Below are 27,000 nucleotides of genomic sequence, written 5' to 3'. Positions count from 1 at the left end.
CAGGTAGTTATGTTTGTGATATAATTGGTTCCATAAATAATCGGTGCAGCTTTTGGGGCTGCGGCGGAGGGTCGTGATATTATGGAAAACAGGAAAACGAGACCTTACATGACGGCTGTTGCGGTGACGATATCGGCGCTCATCATGGCGCTGAACTACAAGACGTTCGTTGCGACGGGCGGGCTTTATCCGGGCGGAGTCGCGAGTCTTTCGCTGTTGGTGATACGACTGGTGAAGAACATGACGGGGACAGAGCTGCCGTACAGCATCGTGAACACAGCGCTAAACGTCGTGCCTGTGTACATCGGTTTCAGGTATCTGGGCAGGCGGTTCACGTTATACTCATGCCTGCTGATAGTCGAGAGCGGCATTTTCACCGACCTCATCCCTGCCTGCACTGTGACCGAGGACATACTGCTTATCTCGGTATTCGGCGGAATGATAGACGGTGCGGCTATCGCGATATGCCTGAACAACGGCGCGACGTCGGGAGGAACTGATTTCATTTCGATATTCCTCTCGGAGAAGCGCGGCATCGACTCGTTCAATATCATCCTGGCGTTCAACGCGCTGGTGCTGACTGCGGCAGGGTTCCTTTTCGGCTGGGAGAAGGCGCTGTATTCGATCATCTTCCAGTTCGTGACGACATCGGTTCTGCACGTTCTGTACAAGAAGTATCGGCAGAGCACGTTTTTTATCGTGACGGAGAAGCCGAACGAGGTGTGCAGCGCGATCGACGTTACGAGCGGTCACGGCGCGACGATACTCGAAGGCGAAGGCTCGTATGAGCATTGTGAGCGGAACGTGGTGTATTCGGTGGTGTCGGCGTCCCAGTCGAAGATGGTGCTGAAAGCCGTAAAGGAAGCCGACCCCGACGCATTCATCAACGAAGTGATGACCCAGAAAGTCTCTGGAAACTTCGACCACCCGAAGGACTACTAAACAGCTGTGCTGACTGCGGGATTCCCTGGGGGAACCCCCCTTCCAAAGGCTTTTAATATGTCGTTCGTTAGTTGTGGCGCGGAAGACAGACTCTCACCATTTCATGAGAAAATGTCTATCTGTAGGGCGGGGGCTTGCTCCCGCCGTTTTTTTGCGCTCATGAACGTCTTTTTGACAAGGGGATACCCCTTTTTCAAAAAGGTTTTCCAAAAGAGTCCCCGCAGTCACTCCTGCAAATTCCGATGCACGACCATTGACAAAGCGTGTTGGATGTAGTATAATAGATGTGTATACTTTGGCAGCGCTGTACTACGACAGTGCAGTATATGCATATTTTTCGGAGGGATCAATAATGCAGTTAAACGGTTCTGAAATATTACTCGAATGTCTCCTTGAACAGGGAGCGGATACGGTGTTCGGTTACCCAGGCGGAGCGGTGCTCAATATCTATGACGCACTCTACAAGTATTCCGACAGGATAACCCACATCATCACCGCTCACGAACAGGCGGCAAGCCACGCGGCAGACGGATTTGCCCGTACTACAGGCAAAACAGGCGTAGTCATCGCGACCTCGGGCCCTGGTGCGACCAACCTCGTGACAGGTCTTGCTACCGCGAATATGGATTCTATCCCCGTTGTGGCTATCACAGGCAACGTGGGCACTTCCTCGCTGGGTCTCGACTCCTTCCAGGAAGTCGATATCTGCGGCATCACCATGCCTATCACCAAGCATAACTTCATCGTCAAGGATGTCAACGACCTTGCTGACACCGTCCGCGACGCTTTCCGTATCGCGAATGAGGGCAGAAAAGGCCCCGTGCTTATCGACATCCCGAAGGACGTTACCGCGGCTGTTACCGAGTACGTCAGAAAGACCCCCGTCGAGATCGTAAACCATAACCCCGACGATATAAACGAACAGATCGACCGCGCCGCCGAACTCATCAAGGCGAGCGAAAGACCGTTCATCTACGCTGGCGGCGGCGTCGTTTCCTGCGACGCTGAGGGCGCACTCGGCGAACTCGTCAACCGCATCGACGCCCCTATCGCCCTCTCGCTGATGGGACAGTCGGCATTCTATAATAAGGATGAGCGCTACGTCGGTATGCTCGGTATGCACGGCACCAAGACCGCTTCCCGCGCACTCCGCGACTGCGACCTCATGATCGTTCTCGGTTCGAGATTCTCGGACAGAGTGGCGCTCAATACCAAGACTTTCGGTAAGCATACCAAGATCATCCACGTTGAGATCGACCCTGCCGAGATCGGCAAGAACGTCGTTCCCGACTGCTACGTAAACGGCGACCTCAAGTACGTGCTCACCAGACTCAACGAGCTCATCCCCCAGACGAGACACCCCGAGTGGATCGCACAGATCGCCGAGTGGAAGAAGAAATATCCCCTCACCATGCAGCCTATCCACGACCCCGATGAGGTTCTCCCGAACGAGGTCATCGAGACCCTGAACCGTCTCACCGACGCGAAGGCGATCATCACGACCGAGGTAGGTCAGCATCAGATGTGGGCGGCGCAGTTCTATGACTTCACCGAGCCGAGGACTTTCGCTTCGAGCGGCGGTCTGGGTACTATGGGCTACGGTCTGGGCGCGTCCATCGGTGCGAAGGTCGGCAATCCCGACAAGACGGTAGTAAATATCGCAGGCGACGGCAGTTTCTTCATGAACTGTAATGAGCTTTCGACGCTTGCGAAGCATCAGCTGCCCGTTATCGAGCTGGTGTTCACGAATAACGTACTGGGAATGGTGCGTCAGTGGCAGAGACTGTTCTATGATAAGAGATTCTCGCAGACGACGCTTGACAGAGGCACGGATTATATGAAGCTGGCGGAAGCGTTCGGTATCGAGGGTGTCCGCATCACGAAGAAGGACGAGATAGAAGCAGGACTGAAGAAAGCGCTTGAATGCGGCAGACCGTGTCTTGTGGAGTGTGTAATAGATAAGGATGTAAACGTACTGCCGATGGTACCCGCAGGCGGCGACGTACTGAAGCCGATAATGACAATGGCATTGGATTAATAGCAAACGAAGCGTACACGCCAGAGAACAGGCGGGTCCAGCGCCGGCTCGCGCTGGCGGGGGGTTCGGGGGCGAGAAGTCCCCGATCAAGAGCACGAGAGTGAAACTCTCGATTGCGCCGAAGGCGCAACAAAACGACCCGAACCGACAAAAACCAAAACATAAAATCGGCAAATCCCCAACAAAACGTCCCAAAAGGCGCAAAATGAAAAGCCATCACCATAAATCAAGAACAATCAGATTTGCCGATTTTATTTTCGCGAGAGAGCGAAGCGATTCGAGTGAAACCCCCAATTTTGCCGAAGGCAAAACAAAAAACTCCAAAAAAACAACCCCCCCCAAAAAACCAAAAACCACAAAAAACAAGGAAAACAAAAATGAAAAAGAAACACAGAAATTTTTGGGAGACCTTAGCGATAGTGATAATCGGAGTGGTACTCTACTGGGGACTGACCCAGTACAAGACCATCGAGCACTGGCTCTCACTCGGTGCGGAGATACTTTCAGCATTCGTTATCGGAACGGTCATCGCGATGATACTGAACGTTCCCATGAGGATCATCGAGGGGAAGGTCTTTTATAAAAAGGATACGACTCCCCGATGGAAGGTGAGCACGAAGATCTCACGCCCCGTGTCGCTCCTTGCAACTTACGTCCTGTGCATCGGGCTGGTGTCGGCGGTGCTGGCACTGGTGATACCTTCGGTCAAGGAAACGGTGCTGGCACTCTACGACCAGTTCCCGAATTTCACCGATAAGGTGTTCAAACTGCTCAACGACAACCCCGAGATAAACGAATGGCTCAAAAAAGCCGATATCACGCAGTCTAAGGTCACAAAGACCGTTATGGACAAGATCGGGAATTCCTCGATAGTGACCGATACACTCGGAAACGTGATGTCGGTGGCTTCGGGCACGATGAAGGGTATCACGAATTTCGTGATAGGTCTCGTGTTCTCGATTTACGTGCTGGCACAGAAGGAACAGCTGAAAAATCAGCTCTACCGCATCACTACAGCGTACCTTCCCGAAAAACTGTCGGCAAGGCTCGCACACGTCGGGAACCTGTCAAAGGAGACTTTCTCGAACTTCATTTCGGGACAGGGTCTTGAAGCCTGCATACTGGGCTCCCTGTGCTTCATCGGCATGACGGTACTTCGCCTGCCCTACGCAGGCACTATCGGTGCGCTCGTCGCTCTGACCGCGTTCATCCCGATAGTCGGCGCGTTCATCGGAATGGGTCTCGGAGCGTTTCTGATACTCATCACTTCCGCAAAACAGGCTCTCATATTCCTCGTTTTCCTGATAATCCTACAGCAGGTCGAGAACAACCTCATCTACCCGAGAGTCGTCGGAAGCTCCGTCGGACTGCCCAGTATGTGGGTGCTGTTCGCTATCACCGTCGGCGGCGACGTGGGCGGTATCTTCGGAATGTTCGTCGCTGTGCCCGTCTGCTCGGTGCTCTACTGCCTCGTTAAGGACGAGGTCAACACCCGCAACGCACGCAAAGAGGCTGAACGCATCTCACGCGAACACCTCCGCACCGATCTGACCAACGCCCCCGACTGGCTCGGCGTCGTCGCCAGACCCGACGACGAGGACGAGACCTTTGAGATATTCGACTACCTCGTAAAAGAAGAACACAAAGGCGCTACGGACACCTGACGGGGAGCTCCCCCAAGAAAACCACACGTATATGCACCAATTTGAAAGGCGGTTATTTATGAAATTAAAGAGACTTCTTGCGGCGATGCTGGCGGTCACGCTTGGCATGGGCGTAATGACTTCCTGCGGCGGAAAAGACAGCAGTTCTGCGAACGGCGGATCGGGCAGCGATGCCGCGTCGGAGTCCTCGCAGGCAGAGGAGAAAAAGGAGCCTGTTGAGATGGAGATACGTGACATTCCCTCGACAGAGCTTGTAAAAGAAATGACCATCGGCTGGAATCTCGGCAACACAATGGATGCCACGGGCAATTCGACAGTTGCGGCGGAGGTATCGTGGCAGCCGAACAAAACATCCGAGCCGATGTGTGCGCTGCTGAAAGATTCGGGCTTCAACGTATTCAGAGTACCTGTTTCGTGGGGTATGCACATGGACGAGAATTACAACGTTGACCCCGAGTGGATGGCGAGAGTTCACGAGATCGTGGATTACGGCATCAACAACGGGCTGTTCGTCATCCTGAACACCCATCACGAGGAGTGGTATTTCCCGACTGCCGAGGACAAGGAACAGGATCTTGAGCAGCTGACGGCGCTGTGGAAGCAGATCGCCGAGGAGTTCAAGGGCTATGACGAGCACCTCATCTTCGAGGGTCTGAACGAGCCGAGAATGAGAGGCACTGCTATGGAGTGGAACGGCGGCAACGCGGACAGCCGTGCCATCGTTGCGGAGTATGCGCAGGCGTTCTACAATACGGTTCGTGAGAGCGGCGGCAACAATGCGAAGCGTCATCTGATGCTGACGGGTTATGCGGCGTCCTCGTCGAGAGTTGCGTTGCAGGACGTATGGCTGCCCGAGGGCGACGACAAGGTGATCGTATCCGTTCACGCTTATCTGCCGTATTCGCTGGCGCTCGACACGAAGGGCACGGACAAGTGGGACGAAGCCTCGGGTCAGAACGACATCGACAACTTCTTCTACACGCTTGACGACCTGTTCCTCTCGAAGAACATCCCCGTTATCGTGGGCGAGTTCGGCACGGTCAACAAGGACAACCTCGACGACAGAGTTGCCTGCGCGAAGTACTATGTTCAGCAGGCTAAGGAGCATGGCGTTCCGATGGTTTGGTGGGACAACAATGCCTTTGTCGGCAACGGCGAGAATTTCGGTCTGATGGACAGAGAGCCGATGCCCGAGTGGAAGTTTCCCGAGCTGGTCGATGCTCTTACAAGTCCTTATAAGTGATTTTCGACAGTCGTTTTTGTTTTGTGTTTGTGTTTGAGGGGGATCTGAGCGCTGGCGCGCTCTGGGTCTTTGGCTCGAATCGCTGCGCTCTCTCGCCAAAATAAAATCGGCAAATCTATTGTTCTTGATGGTTTGTGATGATTTTTTCATTTCGAGCCTTTATTGACGGTTTGCTGGGATTTGCCGATTTTATGGTTGGTGGGGGACGTTTGTGCGCTTACGGGGCAGAGCGACCTCTCGTGGGCGGGGACGCTGTCCCCGAGCCCCTGCTGGGGGACCCTTTGTAGCCGTGCGAAGCTAAGGCGGGGGTCTCCCTCCCTCCTAAACTTTTTTAGACCCTGGCGTTTACGGGACGTTTGCGAGGGTCTCACTTTTGCATTAAATTCTAAAGGAGTAATACCAATGATAACTACAAGATTTGCACCGTCGCCGACGGGCTTTATGCATATCGGTAATCTTAGAACAGCTCTCTATTCTTACCTGCTCTCAAAATCTCAGGGCGGTAAATTTATCCTCCGTATCGAGGATACCGATCAGGTGCGCCTCGTTGAGGGTGCTACCGATGTTATTCTCAAAACCCTCGAAATGACAGGCATCGACTACGATGAAGGCCCCGTTGTCGGCGGCGAACACGGCCCCTATATCCAGAGCGAACGCCTTCCTATCTATAAGGAATACGCCGAAAAACTCATCGCGAGCGGCCACGCTTACTACTGCTTCTGTACCCCCGAACGCCTTGAATCCCTCAAGGATGATAAGGGTATCGGCGGCTACGACGGTCACTGCCGCTCCCTCTCCAAGGAAGAGGTCGAGAAGAACCTCGCTGAGGGCAAGCCTTACGTTATCCGCCAGAAAATGCCTTCCGAAGGTACTACTTCCTACGTGGATGAGGTCTACGGCGAGGTGACGATGGATAACTCCGAGCTGAGAGATCAGATACTTATCAAGGCGGACGGCTACCCGACCTATAACTTCTGCCACGTCATCGACGACTACCTGATGGGCGTTACTCACGTTGTCCGCGGTAACGAATACCTTACTTCCACCCCGAAATACTGCCTGCTTTACGACGCTTTCGGCTGGGAGAGACCGCACTACGTTCACCTGCCCCTGCTGATGGGCAAGGACGCCGAGGGCAACGTTTCCAAGCTGTCCAAGCGCCACGGCGCGGTAAGCTTCCAGGATCTTGTGGATAACGGCTACCTGCCCGAGGCTATCGTGAACTACATCGCACTTCTCGGCTGGTGCCCGAAGGACTCGAACGAGGAATTCTTCACGATGGACGAGCTGAAAAAGTCCTTCTCGATGGAAGGTCTGAGCAAGTCGCCCGCGGTATTCGACTACGAGAAGCTGAAATGGTTCAACTCCGAGTACATCAAGAAGCTCCCCGACGAGGAGTACGAGAAGAAGGCACTGCCGATACTTGACGAGATATGCGCCGAGAGCGTTGACAAGAAGAAGCTGGCGGAGCTTCTGCACAGCCGTATCGCGACATTTGCGGAGATACGTGAGATGTCGGATTTTGTGGTATCGCGTCTGCCGATGGAGGGCGACCTGTACACCAACAAGAAGAACAAGACGACTCCCGAGATATGCAAGGAAGTGCTTGTTGACGCGCTGCCCGTACTTGAAGGCATCGGACAGTGGGACAATGACACGCTGTTTGCGGAGCTGAAGGAGTTTGCCGCATCGAAGGAGAAGAAAGTCGGAGCTGTTATGTGGGCGGTAAGAGTAGCCGTAGGCAGAAAAGCGGTAACTCCCGGCGGCGCAACAGAGCTGATGACCGTTCTCGGAAAGACCGAGTCGATAGAGCGCATCAAGCAGGCAATAAGCGAACTGTAAAAAACACCCCCAAAAATCGCACAAAAGAAGCGTGCTCGCCAGAGTCTAAAAAAGTTTAGGAGGGGTCTGGGGTGACCCTTTTCAAAGGGTCCCCCAGCAGGGGCTCGGGGACAGAGTCCCCGCCCCGAGAGGTCGCTCCGAAAAGTAAGCGAACCAACATCCCCCCACCAACCATAAAATCGGCAAATCCCCAACTAAACGACGCAAAAGGCGCAGACTGAGAAGTCCGCGCCTTTCTTTAAAGAACAAAAGATTTGCCGATTTTATTTTCGCGAGAGAGCGAAGCGATTCGAGTGAAACCCCCAGATTCGGCGCAAGCCGAATAAAAAAACATCCCCCGAAACCCCCAAAAAGCCCCGAAAAGACGATTTTCATACAATATCTATTGAAATCCGAGACAGAATGTGCTATAATGTAAGTTGACACAAAAACACCGAAAGGAAAAAACCATCATGTCAGATAAAAAAGAAAAGAATAATAAGCCGTTCGAGATACCTCGCCCGACATTCCCGAAAAGGGCAGTCGTAACGGGCGGTATGCCCTACGGCAATAAGGAACTCCACTTCGGACACGTAGGCGGTATGCTCGTTTTCGCCGATACTTACGCAAGATTCCTGCGCGACAGGATAGGCAAGGAGAACGTTATTTTCGTCAGCGGTACCGACTGCTACGGTTCGCCTATCGCAGAGGGCTGGAGAGTCAAGGTGGAAAAGGGCGAGTTTGAGGGCACACTTGAGGATTTCGTCCGCAGAAACCACAATAAGCAGAAGGAGACCCTCGACGCTTACGGTATCGAGCCGAACCTCTTCGCGGCTTCGGGTCTCGGCCGCTCGAAGGAGATACACGCCGAAGTCACCGATAAGTTCATCTCCTCACTGCACAAAAAGGGACAGCTGGAACAGATCTCCACTATGCAGTTCTTCGATGAGAAGGCAGGCGTGTTCCTCAACGGCAGACAGGTCGTCGGCAAATGCCCCGTTGAAGGCTGCTGCTCCGAAAAGGGCTACGCCGATGAGTGCGACCTCGGCCATCAGTATATGCCCGAAATGCTCATCGACCCCATCAGCACCCTGACGGGCGAAAGACCTACCATGAAGCCCGTTACCAACTGGTACTTCAAGCTCGGCGCTTACGAGAAACTCATGAAGGACTGGGTCGAGACCCTCAAAAAACGCAAGGATATCCGTCCCGTTGTGTGGAAGACCATCGACGAGTTCCTCAAACAGCCGATGATCTACATCAAGCGCGATTTCGAGGAAAAATACCTCGCAATAAAGGATCAGCTCCCCGCACATGAATACCTCGAAGAGAAGAAAAAGCCTTCGTTCACCATCCTGTTCAACGAGCTCGCAGACTGCGATGCCGCCTGCCATGTGCTCGCCGAGAACGGCATCCGCTACCGCACGGGCAAGACCCTCGTTCCGTTCAGACTTACGGGCAATATCGAGTGGGGCGTGCCTGCACCTGTTATGGACGGCGTTGAGGGTCTGACCGTATGGGTATGGCCCGAATCCCTGTGGGCGCCTATCTCCTTCACTCAGACCTACCTCGAACAGCAGGGCAGAGACCGCGCAGAATGGAAGGACTACTGGTGCAGCAAGGATGCTACCGTTTACCAGTTCATCGGTCAGGATAATATCTACTTCTACGGTATCGCAGAGCCTGCTATGTGGATGGCTCAGCAGGAAAGCGCCGAAAAGACCGCCGACCCCGCCGAGGGCGAGCTCCAGATGCCCGTCATCGTCGCGAACCACCACATCCTCTTCCTGAACAAGAAGGCTTCCAGCTCGGGCTCGGTCAAGCCGCCGATGGCTGACGACCTACTTGATTACTACACCCCCGAACAGCTCAGGATGCACTGGCTGGAGTTCGGTCTCGGTCAGCAGAGCGTTTCCTTCTTCCCGAAGCCCTTCAACAAGCCGCTCCTCGAAGAAGAAGCCGCACTCAAGGCAGAGGGTCAGCCGATAAACGACCCGAAATTCACCGACCCCGTGACCAAGAACGCACTGCTCACGAACGTATACAACCGCATGATCCGCACTGCGTTCTACACCTTGCAGAAACGCTTCGACGGCGTCCTGCCCGACTGCGCTCCCGAGGAAAAAATACTCGCCGATGCTAAAAAGGCAGTCCTCGACTACGAGCGCCAGATGGCAAGGTTCGCGTTCCATCAGTGTACTTACGTACTCGACAGCTATATCAGAAACGGCAGCAAGTACATGGCAAAGGCTCTCGCAAAGCCCGATGACCTCTCCGATGAGGAGATCTCGCAGGCTCTCGCAAACCTCTTCCATATCGTGAAGACCGCAGGCGTCCTGCTTCACCCGATGGCACCCTTCGGCACCGAAAAACTCCGCGACTACTTGCAGGTCGATGAACGCATCTGGTCCTGGGATACCATCTTTGAACCGCTCACCTACTTCGTCGAAAACGGCCACAAGCTGAAATTCCTCCCCCCCAGAACCGACTTCTTCGCACGCCACGAAAGCCAGTTCGCTCAGTCGGAGTGAGCTTTTCTTGGGGACGAGAGCGTTGAATTGGGGGAAACCCTTTTGAAAAAGGGTTCTCCCCCAAACCCCCTTCCTAAAACTTTTAATATGTCGGTTGTTAGTCGTGGTCGGAAAGACAGGCTATCACCGCTTCATGAGATAACAACTGAATAGGATAGAACTGTAGGCGGGGGCTTGCTCCCGCCTTTTGTTTTTGCAAATACGTGACCCTCTACAGATAGACCTTCACTCTTGAAACGGTGATAGTCTATCTTTCAAGCCGCATCCATCAGACGACATATTAAAAGTCTTTGGAAAGGGGGTCCGGGGGAAGAACCTTTCTTCAGAAAGGTTTTCCCCCGGGGAATTAAAGCCTTCTCTGCCACACGCAGGGAGGGCTTTTCACTGTTTGGTCACATTGGGCGACGGTTATTCCACAAATCGGGTCCGACATTCCACGCTTGCTCCATTATCCCCTCAAAGATGTGAGGTATACTTTGATCATAGGCAGGGGACCCACTGAAAAGGACGAGTGATGATATGGCAGGAAAGAGCGAAAACACCTACATCAGCGAGAGCTATGACACCATAAACAAGATATGGCAGGAGAACGAGCGGCTCACGGAGCTGAGGTTTTTTCTTGACACGGCGTACAGCCGAGCCTGTGCGGACGGGAGGGTCTGTCCCGAGGTAGTCGTGCTGGGGACGGGCATCCCAGAGGAGCTGATATATGCGGCAGGGGCGGGACCCTACTGGCTCGCAGGCGGAAGTCAGGCTTCGACGGCATGGTCGGACGACCTTGTGCCGAGAGACACCGACCCCGTCAGCCGTTCGATACTCGGTTTCGTGCATCAGCCGAACGGCGCCGACATTTCGCAGTCGCTGTTCATCATACCGCTGACGAGCGACAGTATGCGAAAGACCGCATACGAGCTGAAAAGCGAGGGCAGAGACATCTGCCTTGTGGACATACCGCCCGACAGGAGCGGCAGTTTCGCGGAAGAGGAGCTTTACAGGCAGCTTCGGGCGATGACTGCGGCGGTCGCAGAGCGCACGGGGGTGCGCGTCACGGGGTGGTCGGTGGTATCGGCGGTCAGGCGCGTTTCGAGGGCGAGGGCGGCGCTTCGCAGGTTTCTCGGCGTGTCGGGGGGACTTCCCGACATCATCACCGAGTCTGCGAGGATGCTGGTCAGCGGCAGTTACTACCTGACCGACGACATCGACGAATGGACGTTCCGACTTGAACAGCTCTCCGCGAGGGTGGAACAGCTGGCGAAACGGACGGCGGTAAAGGGTCGGCAGACCCCGAGGGTACTGCTGATGGGCTCCCCCGTCGTCTTCCCGAATTACAAGATACCCTTCCTTATCCGCGAGACGGGGCTCTCGGCAGCCGAAACGGCGGACTCGGCGGCGCTGAAAGCGTACATCTCCTACGACCGCGCCCTTCTCCGCGGCAGCCGCGACAGCATCATCCGCGGGATAGCGTCGGTGTGGCAGAGATATGACGCATCGTCGGCGTTCGTGAGGAACGACGCGCTCTTTCAATACGTGTCGTGGCTGGTGAGCCGCGGCGGCATCGAAGGGGTCGTGTACCATGTGCTGAAAGGTCAGATAGAGTACGACTTCGAGCTGGAGCGGTTTGAAAAGCTGTTCTCGGAGCAGGAGATACCCGTGTTCAGGCTTGAGACCGACTATCAGTATCAGGACGTTGAGCAGCTTCGCATCAGGCTTGAGGCATTCTCCGAAATGCTCGGGCAGAACCGTTATCGGGAGGTGAAGAAGGCGCTATGAAGTCACGCAGAAAGTTGATCGTCACCATTCTCGTCTGCGGCGGGCTCGCGGCACTTGCATATTTTTCGTGGATGCTGCCCTTTTACGAGTTCGATGTGAACGACTATGATGTCAGCTTCGAGAAGCTGTTCTCGGCTGAATATCTGAGGACGTTGGTGCCGCTCTTCATCATCGCGGCGCTCTCGGCGGTGGGGATAGTGCTGGTGGTAAAGCTCAGAAAGCAGATGGTGAAGTCGGACAGACGGTACTCGCGCTTTGCCGACGCACACACCTCAAAGCAGTCGGGCAGAGCCCCGAAGCAGAAGCCTGCTCTGTTCATGATAGTCCGCCGGACGGTCATGGTCGTCTCGGCGGTGGTGCTGATATGGGGCGGCCTGATCTTCGGGCTGAAGATGTCGAGCCTTAGCCTGCCGCTCCTCTCCTGCCCCTGGAACAGTGAGGAGATGACGGCTTCGAGCTGCTACTACCTCTCCCACCTGAACGAACTCTTTCAGCTGCCGATAAAGAAGATACTGCTGTTCGTCGGCAGTACGGCAGCTTCGGTGATACTGCTCGGCAGGGCGGTCTGCGGATTTATCTGCCCGATGGGGCTGATACAGGACGTGATGGACAGGCTCCGCCGCAGGACAAAGACCGAGGGTATCGCCGCGAACGAAAAGCTGTATGCGGCACTCACCCCGATAAAATGGACGCTGGTGCTGGTGTTCGCAGGGCTCTGCTTTGCAGGGGGCAACTTCTGCAACTTCTGCCCGATGGTCAGCGTTTCGCCGATACTTGCAGGCATCAGCACGAGCCTTTACGTCAGCGGATTTCTGATGATATTCGTGCTGATAGGCAGCTTTTTCAAGCGGAGACTCTTTTGCAGCGTCTGTCCCGTAGGGTATATGGTGGGGCTGTTCCACAAAGTCTCGCTGTTCCGCGTGAAGAAGGACTGCACCGCCTGCACCGAATGCGGCGCCTGCTACGAAGCCTGCCCCATGGGGATAAAGCAGATATACACCGAGCGCGGCAAGGCGGACGTCACTGATGCGAACTGCATAATGTGCGGCGAATGCGTCCGCTGCTGCCCCGAGGACAACGCGCTGTCGCTGACCTTCGCAGGGGCGAAGATTTACTCGTCGTCGAGGAAAAAGCTGATGTCGGGCTGTGAGCCCGCGGAAAAAGTGAGGCGGTAATATGTTGACCACAGCAAGAGAACAGGAGCGCAAAGCGCGTCAGGACAGGCGTTTCGTCAGCAAGGAGACTCAGACTGCCGCGAAATATCTGCGCCGCATACGTGAGCTTTCGGGAGCGCCCGACGGCTTCGACACGTTTATCGACACCCTCGGACGGGTGTACGTGGACATGAAGGGCGCCGATGTTCCGCAGGGTCAGAAGACCATCGGCACTTACTGTGTCATGGTGCCGCAGGAGCTGGTCTACGCGGCAGGAGCCGTTCCCGTCAAGCTGTGCAGCGGCAACTACACGGCGTTTTCGGTGGGGGACGACATCGCTCCCCGTGACGCCTGCCCTCTCGTCAAGGCGGTGGCAGGCTTCCGACAGACAGGGCTGATGCCCGTCTATGAGGACTGCTCGATGATGGTCGTCCCCATAACCTGCGACTGCAAAAAGAAGATAGCGGGTATGCTGGGCGACCGATGCGAGGTCGTGACCATGCACATCCCTGCCGAGCGCGGCGACGACGAGATAGACCGCTTCACCGAACAGCTGTACGACCTGACGGCGCGGCTCGAAGACGTGACGGGCAATAGGGTGACCTACAGCTCGCTGGCTGAGGGCTTCCGCAGGGTCGGACGCGCACAGTACGAGCTCTCGGAGTTCATACGCCTGAAAAAACAGCTCCCCTGCCTGATACGCGGCACTCACGCCATGACCATAATGAACGCGGCGGCGTACATGACCGCGGATAAGTGGAGCGAGGCTCTCCACAGGGTCAACAGCGACCTGAGAAAACGCGCCGAGAGCAAAAAGACCGTCACGGGCAGAAAACTTCCTCGGATACTGCTGACAGGCTCGCCCATCGTGTTCCCGAACATGAAGATACCGCTCCTTATCGAGGAGATGGGCGGCATAGTCGCGGGGGATGAGACCTGCATGGGCGAGCGCGGTATGTACGATCCGCCCGTCATCACCGACGAGAGCTTCGACGGCATGATGAGGTCGCTGGCGAACCGCTCGCTGAGACCCTGCCCCTGCCCGACATTCGCGGACAATTCACAGCGGATATACCGCCTGAAACAGCTCATCGCGGATAATCAGATACAGGGTGTCATCTACCACGTTCTCCGCGGCTGTCTCGTTTACGATTTCGAGTACAGGCTCATCGAGGAAGAACTCGGCAGGCTCGGCATCCCCGTGATACGTCTTGAGAGCGACTACAACGAAGAGGATGTGGAACAGCTCCGCATCCGCATAGAAGCATTCATCGAGCTGATAAAGCTCGGACAGGCACCCGAAAAGCGCACGGCACCGCGCACGGGATTCTGAGAGGTGACAGTATGGGAAAGTACAATATCGGACTTGACGGCGGCTCGACCTACCTGAAAGCCGCACTTATCGGAAAGGGCAGGGTCATCGACACCGAGGTGCGCAATACGGGCATCGACAACGACGGTACTGCAAGAAAACTCGCGTCCGAGCTTTGCAGCCGAAACGGCATCACCCCTTCCGAGGTGGGCTGTATCATGGCGACGGGCTACAGCCGAAAGGTGCTGGAGGTGGCGGACGACGACATCTCCGAGATAACCGCCCATGCTTACGGCGTGCGGCTGACCGCCCCCGAGGAGTACCGCCCGGGCATGATAATCGACATCGGCGGTCAGGACTCGAAGATAATCTACCTTGACGAACGCTGCGCCGTGAAGAATTTCAGCATGAACGACAAATGCGCGGCAGGCACGGGGAAGTTCATGGAGGTCATCGCACAGATACTTGAGACCACCATAGACAATGTCGGCCCCCTGTCACTGGAAGCGTCAAACCCCTGCGACATCAACAGCACCTGTGTGGTGTTCGCACAGTCGGAGGTCATCTCGCTGGTGGCGAGGAAATACGACCGCCGCGACATCCTGGCAGGGATGCATCAGTCGATGGCACGCCGCATCGTAAAGATGATGAAGAAAGCCGAAAAGGGTGGAGACATACTGATGACGGGCGGCGGTGCGCTGAACATCGGACTGCACAAGGCGTTCGAGGAGGAGCTGATGCGCGACGTTTATGTGGCGCGGTATCCGCAGTTCAACGGTGCGATAGGCGCGGCGCTCATCGCAAGCGAGAGAGGGTGAATCAATGGGCATAACTCTGTTCGGCAGCATCGCGGCAGCCGCTTCGACGGGCATGGGTTGCGGCACCTGCTGCGGCTCGGGGATAAGCGCGGCGCTGTACGGCTATCTCACGACCCATGTCAGGGACATAAAGCAGTCCTTCAGGGCGTTCCTTGATTTCTTCATCGGGAAGTTCCTTGCGGTCATCGGGCTCTGCTGTGCGGCATCCCTTGCAGGCAGCAGGTTTATCGACGAGGACGGTCTGCTGGCTGGGATACGGGTCGGCATCATCGTCGATGGGGCGATGCTTGGGATGGGGATTTACCTGTTGGCAGGCTGGATACGCGAACGCCGCGGACACGGCTCGTGCAGCTGCAAACACTGCGGCCGCGGCAAAGTCCCCGACGAGGAAAAACGTCCGAGCCGCGCCGCCCTGATAGGCATGGGCGTGGGCTACGGCATCTCCCCCTGCGCACCGCTGATACTCATGACGGGCTATGCCGCGACTCTGCCCCTCGGCTACGCGGCGGTGCTCGGCGCGGTGTTCGCGCTGGCGAGCACCGTGTCACCCGTGCTGTTCATGCTGCTCATCTCGGGCGTGCTGGCAAAGCGTATGCGAAAGGAGATACCGCAGTATCTCACATGGTTCAGGCTGGGATGCTACATCCTGCTGATACTGCTGTTCGCGGTCGGACTTATCAAGGAGCTGATGTTGATATGAGGAAAAAGACGATAGCCGCCATTTTCAGCGTGTATTTTGCCATATGTGCGGTGTACGGCGGCGCACGGGCGCTGACGGCGACGAAGGACAGCGAGGAAATCGTCACTGTGAAGGAGACTGTCTCACAGCAGACCGAGACTTCGGCTGAGGAAAGCGCCGTCCCCGACGAGAGTTCATCGGCGGATGAAACACAGTCGGAAACGCGCAGCAGGCGCAGACACAACAGCTTTACGGAGACGCCTTCCGCCGCCGATGAGAGCGGGGAAGAGACTTTGTCCGAGGATGACGACGAGGACGAACAGCCCTCCGAAACGGTCACAGCCGCCCCCGAACCCGACGTCCCGACCCTTGACGACTACCTGCGAAATCTGCGCTGCAGCGGATGCCGCCGCAACTGCTCCCTCGCGAATCCGCGCTGCATGAACGGCGCAAGAAAAGCAAGTCAGGCGGAGAGCGAGTACTACAGTTTCTACGGATGACTTTACAAACGGGCGATTTTCGTGTATAATGGTATCAGATGGGGGTGTGTACCGTGCCAAGAATACTTATCGTTGACGATGAACCCGATATAATCACGCTGATAAGCCGCTACGCCGAACGTGAGGGCTGCGACGTGACCTCCGCTTCGGACGGCAGGCAGGCGATAGACGCCTGCAGGGATGCCGATTTCGACCTGATAGTCATGGACATCATGATGCCCGATACCGACGGCTTCACCGCCTGCAAGAAGATAAAAGAGATGAAGGATATCCCCGTCATCATGCTTTCGGCGAGGGGTACCGAATTCGACAAGCTGTTCGGCTTCGAGGTGGGCGTGGATGATTATGTCACCAAGCCCTTCTCGCCGATGGAGCTGATGGCACGCATCAAGGCGGTCATGAGCCGAAAAAAAGCCGCCGCTCCCGACACAAGCAGCGGCATCGTGACCATCGGCGGCCTTGAGATCGACACCTTCGGGCTGACGGTGACGGCGGACGGCACAAAAAACGAGCTGACCGCAAAGGAATTCGCCCTGCTGATGCTCTTTGTCAGCAACAGGGGCATCGTGCTTTCACGCGACAGGATACTGAACGAGGTGTGGGGCTACGACAGCTTCGGCGTTGACAGGACGGTGGACTGGCAGATAAAGCTCCTGCGGAACAAGCTGGGCAGATACCGCGACAGCATCAGGTCGGTCAGAGGGGTGGGATACAAGTTTGAAGCGTAAGACACTTTCATTCCGCAAAAAACTGCTGGGGCTCTTCATGCTCTTTACCGCCATCATCTTTTCGGTGCTGTGGCTGTTGCAGACGGTGTTTTTGCAGAGCTTCTACAACGTGATGATAATCAAGAACACCAAGTCCGCCGCGAAAAAGATAACCTCGTACAGCTCCGATACCGACGCAGGCGAACAGCTCGACGGCATTTCCAGCGACAATTCCCTGCTCGTCTACATCACGGACACCGAGGGGAACATCCTCTACTGCGCCGACGAATACAAGAACGGTCACAACGGGCTCGACGAGACCGAGACCGTCTTTCACCATCACAGGGGCGGCAGGGGTCACGAGGACGCGGACAACTACAGGGAGCTGCCTGCCTACTACGACAGGTTCCTCAGTGAGCTTGCGTCGTCGGACAGCGGCGAGACCGAGTTCATGAACGACCATATGTACGTCTACGGCAAGTACATCGACTTCGGCGGCGAAAAAGCCGTGCTGTTTCTCGGCACGACCCTCGGCGCGGTGGGCTCGGCGGCGCGTATCATCCGCATACAGCTGATGATCGTGACGTTCTTGTCGGTGGGAGCAGGCTTTGTGCTGGCGTGGTTCATGTCCCGAAGGTTCTCGCTGCCCATCTCGCAGCTGAACGAAAAAGCCCACACCCTCGGCGAAAACACCTCGGATGCCGAATTCCGCAAGGGCTTCTGCTCCGAGCTCGACGAACTGAACGCCACCCTCGACAAGACCGACGAAAAGCTGAAAAAAAACAAGGAGTTCCAAAACGAACTCCTCGCAAACGTTTCTCACGACCTGCGCACGCCGCTGACTATGATAAAGGGCTATGCGGAGATGATAAGGGATATGTCCCACTCCGACGAAAAACAGTGCGCCGAGGACGTCGCCGTTATCGTCAGGGAGACCGACCGCCTGACCGCTCTCGTGAACGAGATACTCGAATACTCCGAGCTGCAAATGTCCGACAGCGAACCCGTCGCCGAGAATGTTGACTATAGCGGTGTAGTATCCACCGTGACCGACAGCTTCGAGAGCCTTTACGCCAAGGACGGCTATGTCTTTGAACGCAGTATCGCCGAAAATATCCGCGTCCGCGGAAACTCTTCAAGGCTGATGAGGGCGGTGTATAACCTCATCGACAACGCCGTGAGACACACGGGCGACGGAAAATGGGTCGGCATCTGCCTGAAAGAACAGGACGGCAGGGCAGTGCTCGAAATCTCCGACCGCGGAAAAGGCATCCCACCCGAAGAACTCGGCCGCATCTGGGACAAGTACTACACCAACCGCCAGCGCAAAGGCAAAGGCGTCTCAGGCCTCGGCCTCGCTATCGTCCGCCAAACCGTGTCCCAGCACAACGGCACCTGCAAAGCCGAATCAACCCTCGGCCGCGGCAGCGTCTTCACTGTGGAGCTTGACGTGTTGTGAGTGTGGTTTTTTCTTGGGGGAAGACCCTCACTAAAACTTTTAATATGTCGTTCGTTAGACGTGATCGGGAAGACAGGCTATCACCGCTTCAAGAGATAACAACTGAATAGGATAGAACTGTAAGGTTTCCACCAGTTAAACCCGCAGTTCAAAGGTATTTAGAAAAAATCTAAATTCGTCCGAATGCACAAAACGGGCAAAAAAATATCGGCAGAAAGCACGATGCTCTCTGCCGATATTATCTGTCAGGTCTTGCGGCGGTCTTTTTCGGGGTGAAGGCGGTAGAATTCCTCTTTATCCTTGTACATATTCTCGTCGGCGGTCTGCATAGCGCGGCATATGTCGTACTCGCCCGAGCAGCTGACCGTACCTATGGCGAAGCTCACGTCCTCGGTGCTGTCGGCGAGGGCGCGGAGCTGTGCCGCCAGCTGTGCGAGTTTTTTCTCGCCAATATCGGGGCAGAACACCACGAACTCATCGCCGCCTGCGCGGTATATCTCGTGTTCGCCGAACACGACCCTGAGAAGCGAGCCTGCGTTGCTGAGCAGTCTGTCGCCGGCGTCGTGACCCTGCTTGTCGTTGACGGTCTTGAGACCGTTGAGGTCGGCAAATACGATGCCCATCCGTTCGGGAAGTTTTTCCCTGCCCGTGACAAAGGCATCGACGCGTTCGTTCATGGCGTTGCGGTTGCTGACCTGTGTCAGCCCGTCGATGGAGCTCTTCACTTCAAGGCGTGACACCAGCTGATGGTTCGCGATGACCGCGCCTATCATGAAGGTGCTGAGTTCGAGGGTCTCTTTTATCTTCATCATCTTCGAGGTGTCGAAATTCGCCGCCCAGATGTAGCCCACCAGCATATGATTGAACCGCACCGCGAAGAGTATGAGACTTCTGATTTCGTTTTTGTTCAGCGATCTGTACCAGAGAGGGTCGCGCTCCTCGATGACTTTCAGGTCATCCAGCAGCAGGCAGTCGCTGTTTGCGAGGTCTTTCTCCCAGTGCATCGCCAGCTCGAAGGGGGTACACTCCATCTCCTCGGCGAACTGTTTCAGCCGCGCTTCCTGAACGCCGTGCCTGTTGATGAAGCAGCATTTCTGATTGCTCGTATCGACCATGTAGAGCGAGCATCTTTCCGCGCCGCAGAAATCCATTATCTCGCCTGCCGCGGCAGCCATGTTCTGGTAGAAGTCGTTGGTCTCGTGGAGCTTGATGCTGATGTTCATGACCGCGTTTGAGATGTCGGTGGAGCGCTGGTTCATCGAGTCGGTCTCGACCTCGGGCGAGAAGGTGGCGGTGTACAGGCAGTAGACCGTCCGTGAACCGTCGGAATTCTCGGCAGGCTTCGCCGCTCCGCCCGAAGGGTCAACAGGCTTGTCGATGGGCAGATAGAAGCCCTTTAGCCACACGCCGCGCGCGTTGACGTAGGAGTAGAGCGGCTCGCGCGTGCTTGCGCTCTTGTATACGAAGCTCTCGAAATTCAGGTCGGTGAAATACGTCCTGTAGGGTATCCCGGGATAGAACTTCGGGGCTTCGGGCGGCAGACTGTTCATGAAGAAGTTCTTGCTGTTGAACGCCATCAGCCGTATCTCGCTAAAACTCCCGTCGGAATGTATGTCAAACGCATAAATGCTCGCCGCACCCTCAACGTTCCCTATCCATGACTGAAAATCCATATAATTGCCTCCTTGTTCTTTAATTTTCACTGACTGCGGGTCTGTCTTGGGGGAGACCCTTTCTTCAGAAAGGTTTCCCCCGTTAAGAACCACGCCCTATATTATATTTTACCATAAATTCATCTATTGTTCAAGCCTTTTTGTGAAAAAATTCAAAAAATCCCCGACGCAGCTTTGGCGGTACGTCGGGGGAAGTTTCTTTTTTTCAGAAGAATCTCCAGCTGCTGAGGAGGTAGCCGGGTATCACCACAACTGCGAAGAACGCCCAGCTCACGAGGGTGAACACCTTGATGAACTTTCCGCCGCAGTCGGGGTATTCGCGGACGTAGATGCGGTAGTTTATGACGCTTGCCAGCGACCCGATGAGCGACACGAGACCTGCCGTATCCGCGCCGTATATCAGCCCTGCGAAATTCTCGGTGAAGGGGTACAGCACGATGGACGCAGGCACATTCGATATAAGCTGACTGAGCCCGATGCTCCACCAGTACTCGTGTCCTGCCACCGCCTTGCCGAGAAAGCGCGAGATGCTGTCGTTTGCGGCTATCGAGGACGAGAAGATGAAGAAGCAGAGGAAGGTGAACAGCAGCACGTAATCGACCTTGCGGAACAGCCCTCTGTCAACCGCCACGATGACTGCCAGCACCACTGCCAGCGCGATGTACCAGTAAGGTGTGCGCGTCACGATGACGCCTATCACGAACAGGAACAGCAGGCTGTAGGCTATCCTTTTCACCTTACCCTCGGGCGCCCATGATGAGGAAGTCTTTTCGGGATCGACCTCGATAGGCTCGCGGATGTCCTTTCGGTAGAGCACCATCACGAATATCACCAGCAGCACCGCCGACATAAGGTTCAGCGGCAGCATATGGAGCATGAAGTTCTTCGCGCTTGTCCCCGACTTTCCGTAGAGGAACAGGTTCTGCGGACTGCCGAAGGGGGTCAGCAGAGAACCTCTGATAGCGGCGATGTTCTCCATCGAGATGACGGGGAGTATGTATTTTTCCTTGTCCGCGCCGCGGAAGATGAGTATCGTCAGCGGGACGAAGATTATGAGCGAAACGTCGTTCGTAACGAACATCGAGGTGAAGAACACCCCGAATATCAGAAACAGCGAAACGCTCGTCATTTTTTTCAGCTTCGACGTGAACGCCACCAGCGGTCTGAGGACGTTCTCCTGCTTGAAGCCTTCCAGCACGCACAGCATCATCAGCAGAGTGCCGAGCGTTTTCCAGTCGATGTCGGTGAGCAGCCGTCTGCTCGGGGGAGTGATGAACATCGCCGCGGCAGCAGCCGCCGCCGAGACCGTGAGCATCAGCTCCTTTTTGAGAAATGCTTTTATTTTTTCCATATTCCGTTCCTTTTCGCGGCTGTGTCTCGTTTTTGAGAATGCCAAAGAAGATTATAACACAAACGCTCGTGAAAAGCAATTGCCGTTTTTCCGAAATGGGCCTTCACAGACTGCCGTTCTTTTGTCGAAACGAACGAAACGGCAGGGGTTCACACGCTGTGAACGTCTATCTGCTGATAGGGTATCCTGAGCCCCGCCCTTGTCAGCTCGTACTGTATCAGCCTGAGACAGCAGCGTCTGAGCTCGGGACGCTGTTCGGGTCGGCAGAAGATGCGCACTCTGTAGATGACCGCGGACTCGCCGAAATCCTGTGTGCCCTTATATTCGCACCTGTCGATGCCTTCCATGCCGCCTATCCTTGCGCAGATGCCCTTCATGACCTCGTTTACCCTGCGGTAGTCGTCCTCGTAGGAAAGCCCGATGTCGATGTCCGTCATCGTCGAGCGCTTCACCACCGTGTCGATACAGCGGTTGCAGACCACCATCACGTCACGCGTGTCGATGCTGCGTATCTTCGTGGTGTGGAGATTGAAGTCCACCACCGTGCCTTCGATGTCGCCGTATTTCACCACATCGCCGACGCGGAAGAAATTGTCCGAGAGGATATGTATGCCCATGATGACGTCCTTCAGCATATCCTGCAAGGCAAGACCCACGATAACGCTGACGATACCGAGACCTGCCACCAGCGAAGTCACGTTCACGCCGTTTATCTGCAAGACTGCTATGGCGGTCAGCAGCATGACGGCGACCCTTATGATGCCGAGAGCCGCGGTCGTGAAGGTGCCCGTAGCACCCCTGAGCCCCTCGCGCTTTGTAATGAAGCGCTCATATGCGCTCTTGAATATCGTCCACCCTATCCAGACGGCGATGATGAGCCCCAGCGACTTCGCCGTGCGGAGGAAGAGTTTGTTTTCCGGCAGTGTCTCCAGAAATTCCATAAGTTTTATCCTTGTCGTGAGAAGTACACCCCTATCTCGTGTTTTGCCTGTTCCATGGCGGCGTCGGCGTCGAAGCCGTATTCATCCAGCCTTTCCGCCGAGAACATGACGCATTCGCCTATCCCGTAAAAGCTCTCCGCCAGCGCCCTGACGTACCCGAACCCGTACTCCGCCGAGAATATCCTGCCCCCTGCGGTGGTGACGTAGAAAAGCCGTTTCGCACGGCAGAGGCTGACTGGTCTGCCATCGCGGTAGGTGAAGGTCAGCCCGACGACGTTTATTTGTTCAAAGTACTGTTTCAGCGCGGCAGGGAACGACAAGTCCCAGAACGGCGCCGCGATGACGATGGTGTCAGCCTGCGCAAACTGCCTTGCTGCCGAGAACATCTCTCCCGAAAGATTCCCCGCGGCACAGGCTTTGTCACGCTTCGCAAGAAACCCCTCGTCCGCAACGGGAAAACCGCACTCGTGAGGTCTTATCTCCGTCACGTCGCCGCCGAGATGCCCCAGCACCTCACGCGCAAGCTCCGCCGTCCGAGACCCGCTCCTGACCGCAGCATTAACATACAATGTTTTCATACCAACACCCGCCTTCCAAAAAATATTCTAAATAATATTATACCACATATTCCCCCTCTTTTCAACCCCCGCAGTTGTATATTTCGCCGAATTTCCCATCCGCCCCACACTTTCCCCTCAAATTATGCTATAATGAAATAGACCGCTCTCTCGGTGGGGAGAGTGCGGGAATTCTTGGGGGAAACCCTTTTGAAAAAGGGTTCTCCCCCAAACCCCTTTCCTAAAACTTTTAATACTTTTTGGCTTGTTGGTGCTTCTTTACTAATTTGTGTTGATCGGGAAGATGGTGGTTCTTCTACTATATAGCGCGTCCTTTGCCAAAAAGACGTTCGATAGAGGTTTACACCTCATTTGCGGAAATTTTTTCAGATAGTCACTCTTGAAGCGGTGATAGTCTATCTTCCCTGCCACATCAAACGAACGACATATTAAAAGTCTTTGGAAAGGGGTCTGGGGGAGAACCTTTCTTCTAGCCGTGCGAAGCTAAGGCGGCCGTGCGAAGCTAAGGCGGCCGTGCGAAGCTAAGGCGGCCGTGCGAAGCTAAGGCGGCCGTGCGAAGCTAAGGCGGCCGTGCGAAGCTAAGGCGGGTTTCCCCCAGCAAGACCCGCACTCTCCCCCGTAGAGAGCACAAACAATGATTAAGGAGTGTTAAGATGGCAAGTCAGTTTGGGACTGTGCAGCTTGCGCACGAGTTTCTTGCGGCGCACGTTAAGGAGGGCGACCTTTGTATAGACTGCACAGCGGGAAGGGGCAACGACACCGCGTTTCTGTGCGGGCTGGTAGGTGAAAGCGGAAAGGTGCTGGCGTTCGACATCCAGCCCGACGCGGTGAAGAGCACCAACGAGCTGCTGGAGCAGCGTGGATTTTCGGAGCGTGCGGAGGTATTCTGCGAGAGCCATTCGGAGATAGACAAGTACGCTGACGAGGGCACGGTTGCGGCGATAGTTTTCAACTTCGGCTGGCTGCCGGGGGGCGACCACAGTGTGAACACGCGCAAGGACACCAGCATCGAAGCAGTCGAGAAGGGTCTGCGTCTTCTGAAGCCCGACGGTGTCATGAGTCTGTCGATATACTACGGCAGGGACACGGGCTACGAGGAGCGCGACGCGCTGCTGAAACTCATGAGCGAGCTGCCCGTGAGGGAGTACACCGCCCTTGTGAGCCGGTTCGTGAACCGTCCCAACGAGCCGCCCATTTCGGTAAGGATATACAAGGGGCGCTGACAGAAAAGCGCGGCACGGGCAAAACAACACCGACCGTTACAGAAAGGAAGTAGCTTCTCAATGGAGAAGAACATCGAAAGGGTAAAATACGAGCTGCTGAGACGCTGTTTCGGACACGAGGGCTTCCGCAGCGGTCAGGAGCAGCTTGTTGACAGCATCCTCTCGCGGCGGGATGTGCTGGGGGTCATGCCGACGGGCGCAGGAAAATCCGTCTGCTATCAGCTGCCTGCCATCATGATGCGCGGCATCACCCTTGTCATCTCTCCGCTCATCTCGCTGATGAAAGACCAGGTGAACGCACTGATACAGCAGGGCATACCCACCGCCTACATCAACAGTTCGCTGACGTCCGCGCAGTTCGCCACCGCCATGTCGAGAGCCGAGCAGGGGGCGTACAAGCTCATCTACGTGGCTCCCGAACGTCTCGACGCGCCGTCCTTCCGCAGCTTTGCCATGAGCGCCCCCATAGAGATGATAGCGGTCGATGAAGCTCACTGCGTCAGTCAGTGGGGACAGGACTTCCGACCTGCCTACCTTAAAATACGCGAGTTCGCGGAGAGCCTGCCGAACCGCCCGATAATGGCGGCTTTCACGGCGACCGCCACCGACATCGTCCGCAGGGACATCGTGGATATGCTCGGTCTGCAAGACCCTTTCAGCCTGACCACGGGCTTTGACCGACAGAACCTCTACTTCGCGGTTCGCGAGCCGAAGGACAAGCTCGGCGAGACCGTGCGCCTTGTTCAGAGCTACGAGGGGCAGTCGGGTATAATCTACTGTGCGACGCGCAAGGCGGTGGAGCAGGTCTGCGACGAGCTGAACGAACAGGGCATACTCTGTACCCGTTACCACGCAGGTCTGTCCGACGAGGAACGCCGCCGCAATCAGGATGACTTCCTCTATGACCGCGTCCGCGTCATGACCGCCACCAACGCTTTCGGCATGGGTATCGACAAGTCGAACGTCAGCTTCGTCATACACTACAATATGCCGAAGAACCTTGAAGCATACTATCAGGAAGCAGGCAGAGCAGGACGCGACGGCAGTGAAGCGGTCTGCACGCTGCTTTTTTCGCGCAAGGATGTCATGACCGCCCGATGGCTCATCGACAACTCCAACGACGACGCCGACCTCGACGACGAGACCCGCCTGAAACTTCGCAAGCGCGACTACAAGCGCCTGGACGAAATGACCCGCTACTGCACCACTACCGACTGCCTGCGCAAGTACATACTCGAATACTTCGGCGAGAAGTCGGGGACGATGTGCTGCAAGTGCTCCAACTGCGCGGCGGATTTCGTCACCGAGGATGTGACCCTCGCGGCGCGGAAGATACTCAGCTGCGTCTACCGCCTTGCCCAGAAACGCCTGAAAATGGGTGCGCCTTTCGTGGCGGACGTTCTGCACGGCTCGAAGGCGCAGAGGATAAAGCAGTTCCACGCCGACGAGCTTTCGACCTACGGTATCATGAGCGACACCAGCATCATCCGCATCCGCGAGGTGATAAACGGGCTGGTGGACAAGGGCTATATGCGAAAGGGCGACTTCGGCGAGCTGATACTCGGCATGAAATCCCGTGAACTGCTGTTCGAGGACGGCAGGTTCACGATGGCGTTCAAGAAGTCGGAGCCGAAGGGCAGGGCTTTGGCAGGCACCAGAAGCCGCGGCGGCGCCTACGAGGAAAACGCCGAGCTGTTCGGCCGTCTGCGCGAACTTCGCTCCGAGATAGCCGAGAGTGCGAAAGTCCCTGCTTATATTATCTTCTCTGACGCGTCGCTCCACGATATGTGCCGCAAACTGCCCACCGATTACACGAGCTTCCTGCTGGTGTCGGGAGTGGGTCAGAAAAAAGCCGAACGCTACGGCGAACAGTTCACAGCCGTTATTTCCGCCTACCTCGCCGAAAACGGCGGCGGAAGCAAGGAGACTGTATCAGCTTCCGAGCGCGACCTCGAACGCCGAAGCCGCTCCCAGTCGGAATTCGCCGACGAGACCATGAGGAAGATCTACCCTGCCTCCCTTACCCTCGAAGAGACCGCCTCCCGAATCGCAGGCGAAAACCACATCCCCGAAGCCGAAGCCCTCGAACTCGTGCGGAACTTCCTCACCGACGGCGGCTACGTCCGCTTCGACGGCGACGCCTGCACCGTCACCCCCAAAGGCGGCATCAACGGCATGGCGCTCTCCGCCAAAGTCACCGAAAACGGCACCCTCACCGTTCTGGTTCTGAAACGCACCGCACAAAAGCTCATATCCGAGCATTGTTCTTTCTGAAAGGGAGGAAAAAACATGGGTCTTAAGCTATTCGTTGATGATTCGAGAGAATTTCCCAAGGGTTTTGAATGTGTCAGAAGCTACGAGGACTGCATAATGTATTTCAATATCTTTGGGGATTTTGAATTTGTGAGCCTTGATTACCATCTCGGCGAAGAGCACACGGGTCTCGACATACTAAAATGGATGAAGGAAAACGGTAAAAAGCCGCAGCACATCAATATCCACAGCAACCACATCGAGGGCATGGCAGAGATGAGCCGATACGCCGAGGAAAACTTCAAGGATTCGATCGTAACAATGAACACGCTGTATAAATAAA

At 55.7% G+C, this 27,000-nt stretch carries 21 protein-coding genes; 17 read left to right on the top strand and 4 right to left on the bottom strand.

Annotation, left to right across the window (positions count from 1 at the left end):
- Window positions 1-81 precede the first annotated feature (81 nt).
- The 14 genes from BT142_RS08180 to BT142_RS08115 all read left to right on the top strand — a co-directional run bounded on the left by BT142_RS08180 (window position 82) and on the right by BT142_RS08115 (window position 18,638).
- Window positions 82-942 carry a YitT family protein gene (locus tag BT142_RS08180; protein WP_072417718.1) on the top strand — a complete coding sequence of 287 codons (861 nt, stop codon included), beginning with the start codon at window positions 82-84 and terminating at the stop codon, window positions 940-942.
- Window positions 943-1,294: 352 nt separating this feature from the next.
- Window positions 1,295-2,980, top strand: a complete 1,686-nt coding sequence (ilvB, locus tag BT142_RS08175) for a biosynthetic-type acetolactate synthase large subunit (RefSeq protein WP_072417717.1) — start codon at window positions 1,295-1,297, stop codon at window positions 2,978-2,980.
- Between the two features lie 377 nt (window positions 2,981-3,357).
- Window positions 3,358-4,644 (top strand): AI-2E family transporter, encoded by a 1,287-nt coding sequence (locus BT142_RS08170; protein WP_072417716.1) that lies wholly within the window; start codon window positions 3,358-3,360, stop codon window positions 4,642-4,644.
- 58 nt (window positions 4,645-4,702) lie between these two features.
- Window positions 4,703-5,887: a glycoside hydrolase family 5 protein gene (locus BT142_RS08165; RefSeq protein WP_072417715.1), complete on the top strand. Its 1,185-nt coding sequence runs from the start codon at window positions 4,703-4,705 to the stop codon at window positions 5,885-5,887.
- 402 nt (window positions 5,888-6,289) lie between these two features.
- Window positions 6,290-7,729 (top strand): glutamate--tRNA ligase, encoded by a 1,440-nt coding sequence (gene gltX / locus BT142_RS08160; RefSeq protein ID WP_072417714.1) that lies wholly within the window; start codon window positions 6,290-6,292, stop codon window positions 7,727-7,729.
- Window positions 7,730-8,181: 452 nt separating this feature from the next.
- Window positions 8,182-10,239: a class I tRNA ligase family protein gene (locus BT142_RS08155; protein WP_072417713.1), complete on the top strand. Its 2,058-nt coding sequence runs from the start codon at window positions 8,182-8,184 to the stop codon at window positions 10,237-10,239.
- A gap of 519 nt (window positions 10,240-10,758) precedes the next feature.
- Window positions 10,759-12,009: a 2-hydroxyacyl-CoA dehydratase subunit D gene (locus BT142_RS08150; protein ID WP_072417712.1), complete on the top strand. Its 1,251-nt coding sequence runs from the start codon at window positions 10,759-10,761 to the stop codon at window positions 12,007-12,009.
- Entirely contained in the window at window positions 12,006-13,184 is a 1,179-nt protein-coding gene (locus tag BT142_RS08145) for a 4Fe-4S binding protein (RefSeq protein ID WP_072417711.1), read from the top strand. The genes BT142_RS08150 and BT142_RS08145 overlap by 4 nt, the downstream gene beginning before the upstream one ends.
- A 1-nt stretch (window position 13,185) precedes the next feature.
- Window positions 13,186-14,496, top strand: a complete 1,311-nt coding sequence (locus BT142_RS08140; protein WP_072417710.1) for a 2-hydroxyacyl-CoA dehydratase subunit D — start codon at window positions 13,186-13,188, stop codon at window positions 14,494-14,496.
- A gap of 11 nt (window positions 14,497-14,507) precedes the next feature.
- On the top strand, window positions 14,508-15,293 hold the full coding sequence (locus BT142_RS08135; protein WP_072417709.1) for an acyl-CoA dehydratase activase: 786 nt from the start codon (window positions 14,508-14,510) through the stop codon (window positions 15,291-15,293).
- A gap of 4 nt (window positions 15,294-15,297) precedes the next feature.
- Complete coding sequence (locus BT142_RS08130; protein WP_072417708.1) at window positions 15,298-15,993, top strand: urease accessory protein UreH domain-containing protein; 696 nt, start codon at window positions 15,298-15,300, stop codon at window positions 15,991-15,993.
- Window positions 15,990-16,472: a hypothetical protein gene (locus tag BT142_RS08125; protein ID WP_072417707.1), complete on the top strand. Its 483-nt coding sequence runs from the start codon at window positions 15,990-15,992 to the stop codon at window positions 16,470-16,472. Before BT142_RS08130 ends, BT142_RS08125 begins: the two co-directional genes overlap by 4 nt.
- 53 nt (window positions 16,473-16,525) lie before the next feature.
- On the top strand, window positions 16,526-17,200 hold the full coding sequence (locus BT142_RS08120) for a response regulator transcription factor (protein WP_084659389.1): 675 nt from the start codon (window positions 16,526-16,528) through the stop codon (window positions 17,198-17,200).
- On the top strand, window positions 17,190-18,638 hold the full coding sequence (locus BT142_RS08115; protein ID WP_072417705.1) for a HAMP domain-containing sensor histidine kinase: 1,449 nt from the start codon (window positions 17,190-17,192) through the stop codon (window positions 18,636-18,638). The genes BT142_RS08120 and BT142_RS08115 overlap by 11 nt, the downstream gene beginning before the upstream one ends.
- A 245-nt stretch (window positions 18,639-18,883) precedes the next feature.
- Here the strand turns inward: BT142_RS08115 and BT142_RS08110 are convergent, their stop codons facing one another.
- From BT142_RS08110 to BT142_RS08095, 4 genes are all read right to left on the bottom strand, one after another.
- Entirely contained in the window at window positions 18,884-20,311 is a 1,428-nt protein-coding gene (locus BT142_RS08110) for a GGDEF domain-containing protein (RefSeq protein ID WP_072417704.1), read from the bottom strand.
- A gap of 205 nt (window positions 20,312-20,516) precedes the next feature.
- Complete coding sequence (locus tag BT142_RS08105; RefSeq protein ID WP_072417703.1) at window positions 20,517-21,662, bottom strand: SLC13 family permease; 1,146 nt, start codon at window positions 21,660-21,662, stop codon at window positions 20,517-20,519.
- 149 nt (window positions 21,663-21,811) lie between these two features.
- Window positions 21,812-22,603, bottom strand: a complete 792-nt coding sequence (locus BT142_RS08100; protein ID WP_072417702.1) for a mechanosensitive ion channel family protein — start codon at window positions 22,601-22,603, stop codon at window positions 21,812-21,814.
- 5 nt (window positions 22,604-22,608) lie between these two features.
- Entirely contained in the window at window positions 22,609-23,181 is a 573-nt protein-coding gene (locus BT142_RS08095; protein ID WP_072417701.1) for an NAD(P)H-dependent oxidoreductase, read from the bottom strand.
- 653 nt (window positions 23,182-23,834) lie between these two features.
- On the opposite strand from BT142_RS08095, the gene BT142_RS08090 reads away from it, so the two are divergent.
- The 3 genes from BT142_RS08090 to BT142_RS08080 are packed head-to-tail and all read left to right on the top strand — an operon-like array spanning window position 23,835 to window position 26,999.
- Window positions 23,835-24,404: a tRNA 5-(aminomethyl)-2-thiouridylate-methyltransferase MnmM gene (locus tag BT142_RS08090; RefSeq protein WP_072417700.1), complete on the top strand. Its 570-nt coding sequence runs from the start codon at window positions 23,835-23,837 to the stop codon at window positions 24,402-24,404.
- Between the two features lie 60 nt (window positions 24,405-24,464).
- A complete protein-coding gene (gene recQ, locus BT142_RS08085) occupies window positions 24,465-26,678 on the top strand; it encodes a DNA helicase RecQ (protein WP_072417699.1) in 2,214 nt (737 codons plus the stop codon).
- 15 nt (window positions 26,679-26,693) lie between these two features.
- Window positions 26,694-26,999, top strand: coding sequence for a cyclic-phosphate processing receiver domain-containing protein (locus BT142_RS08080; protein ID WP_072417698.1), 306 nt, complete (start codon window positions 26,694-26,696; stop codon window positions 26,997-26,999).
- Window position 27,000 lies beyond the last annotated feature (1 nt).

This window comes from Ruminococcus sp. YE71, assembly GCF_900119155.1.
GTDB lineage: Bacteria > Bacillota > Clostridia > Oscillospirales > Ruminococcaceae > YE71.
Note: the sequence above shows the minus strand (reverse complement) of the source record. Positions and strands in the feature narration are given on the sequence as shown.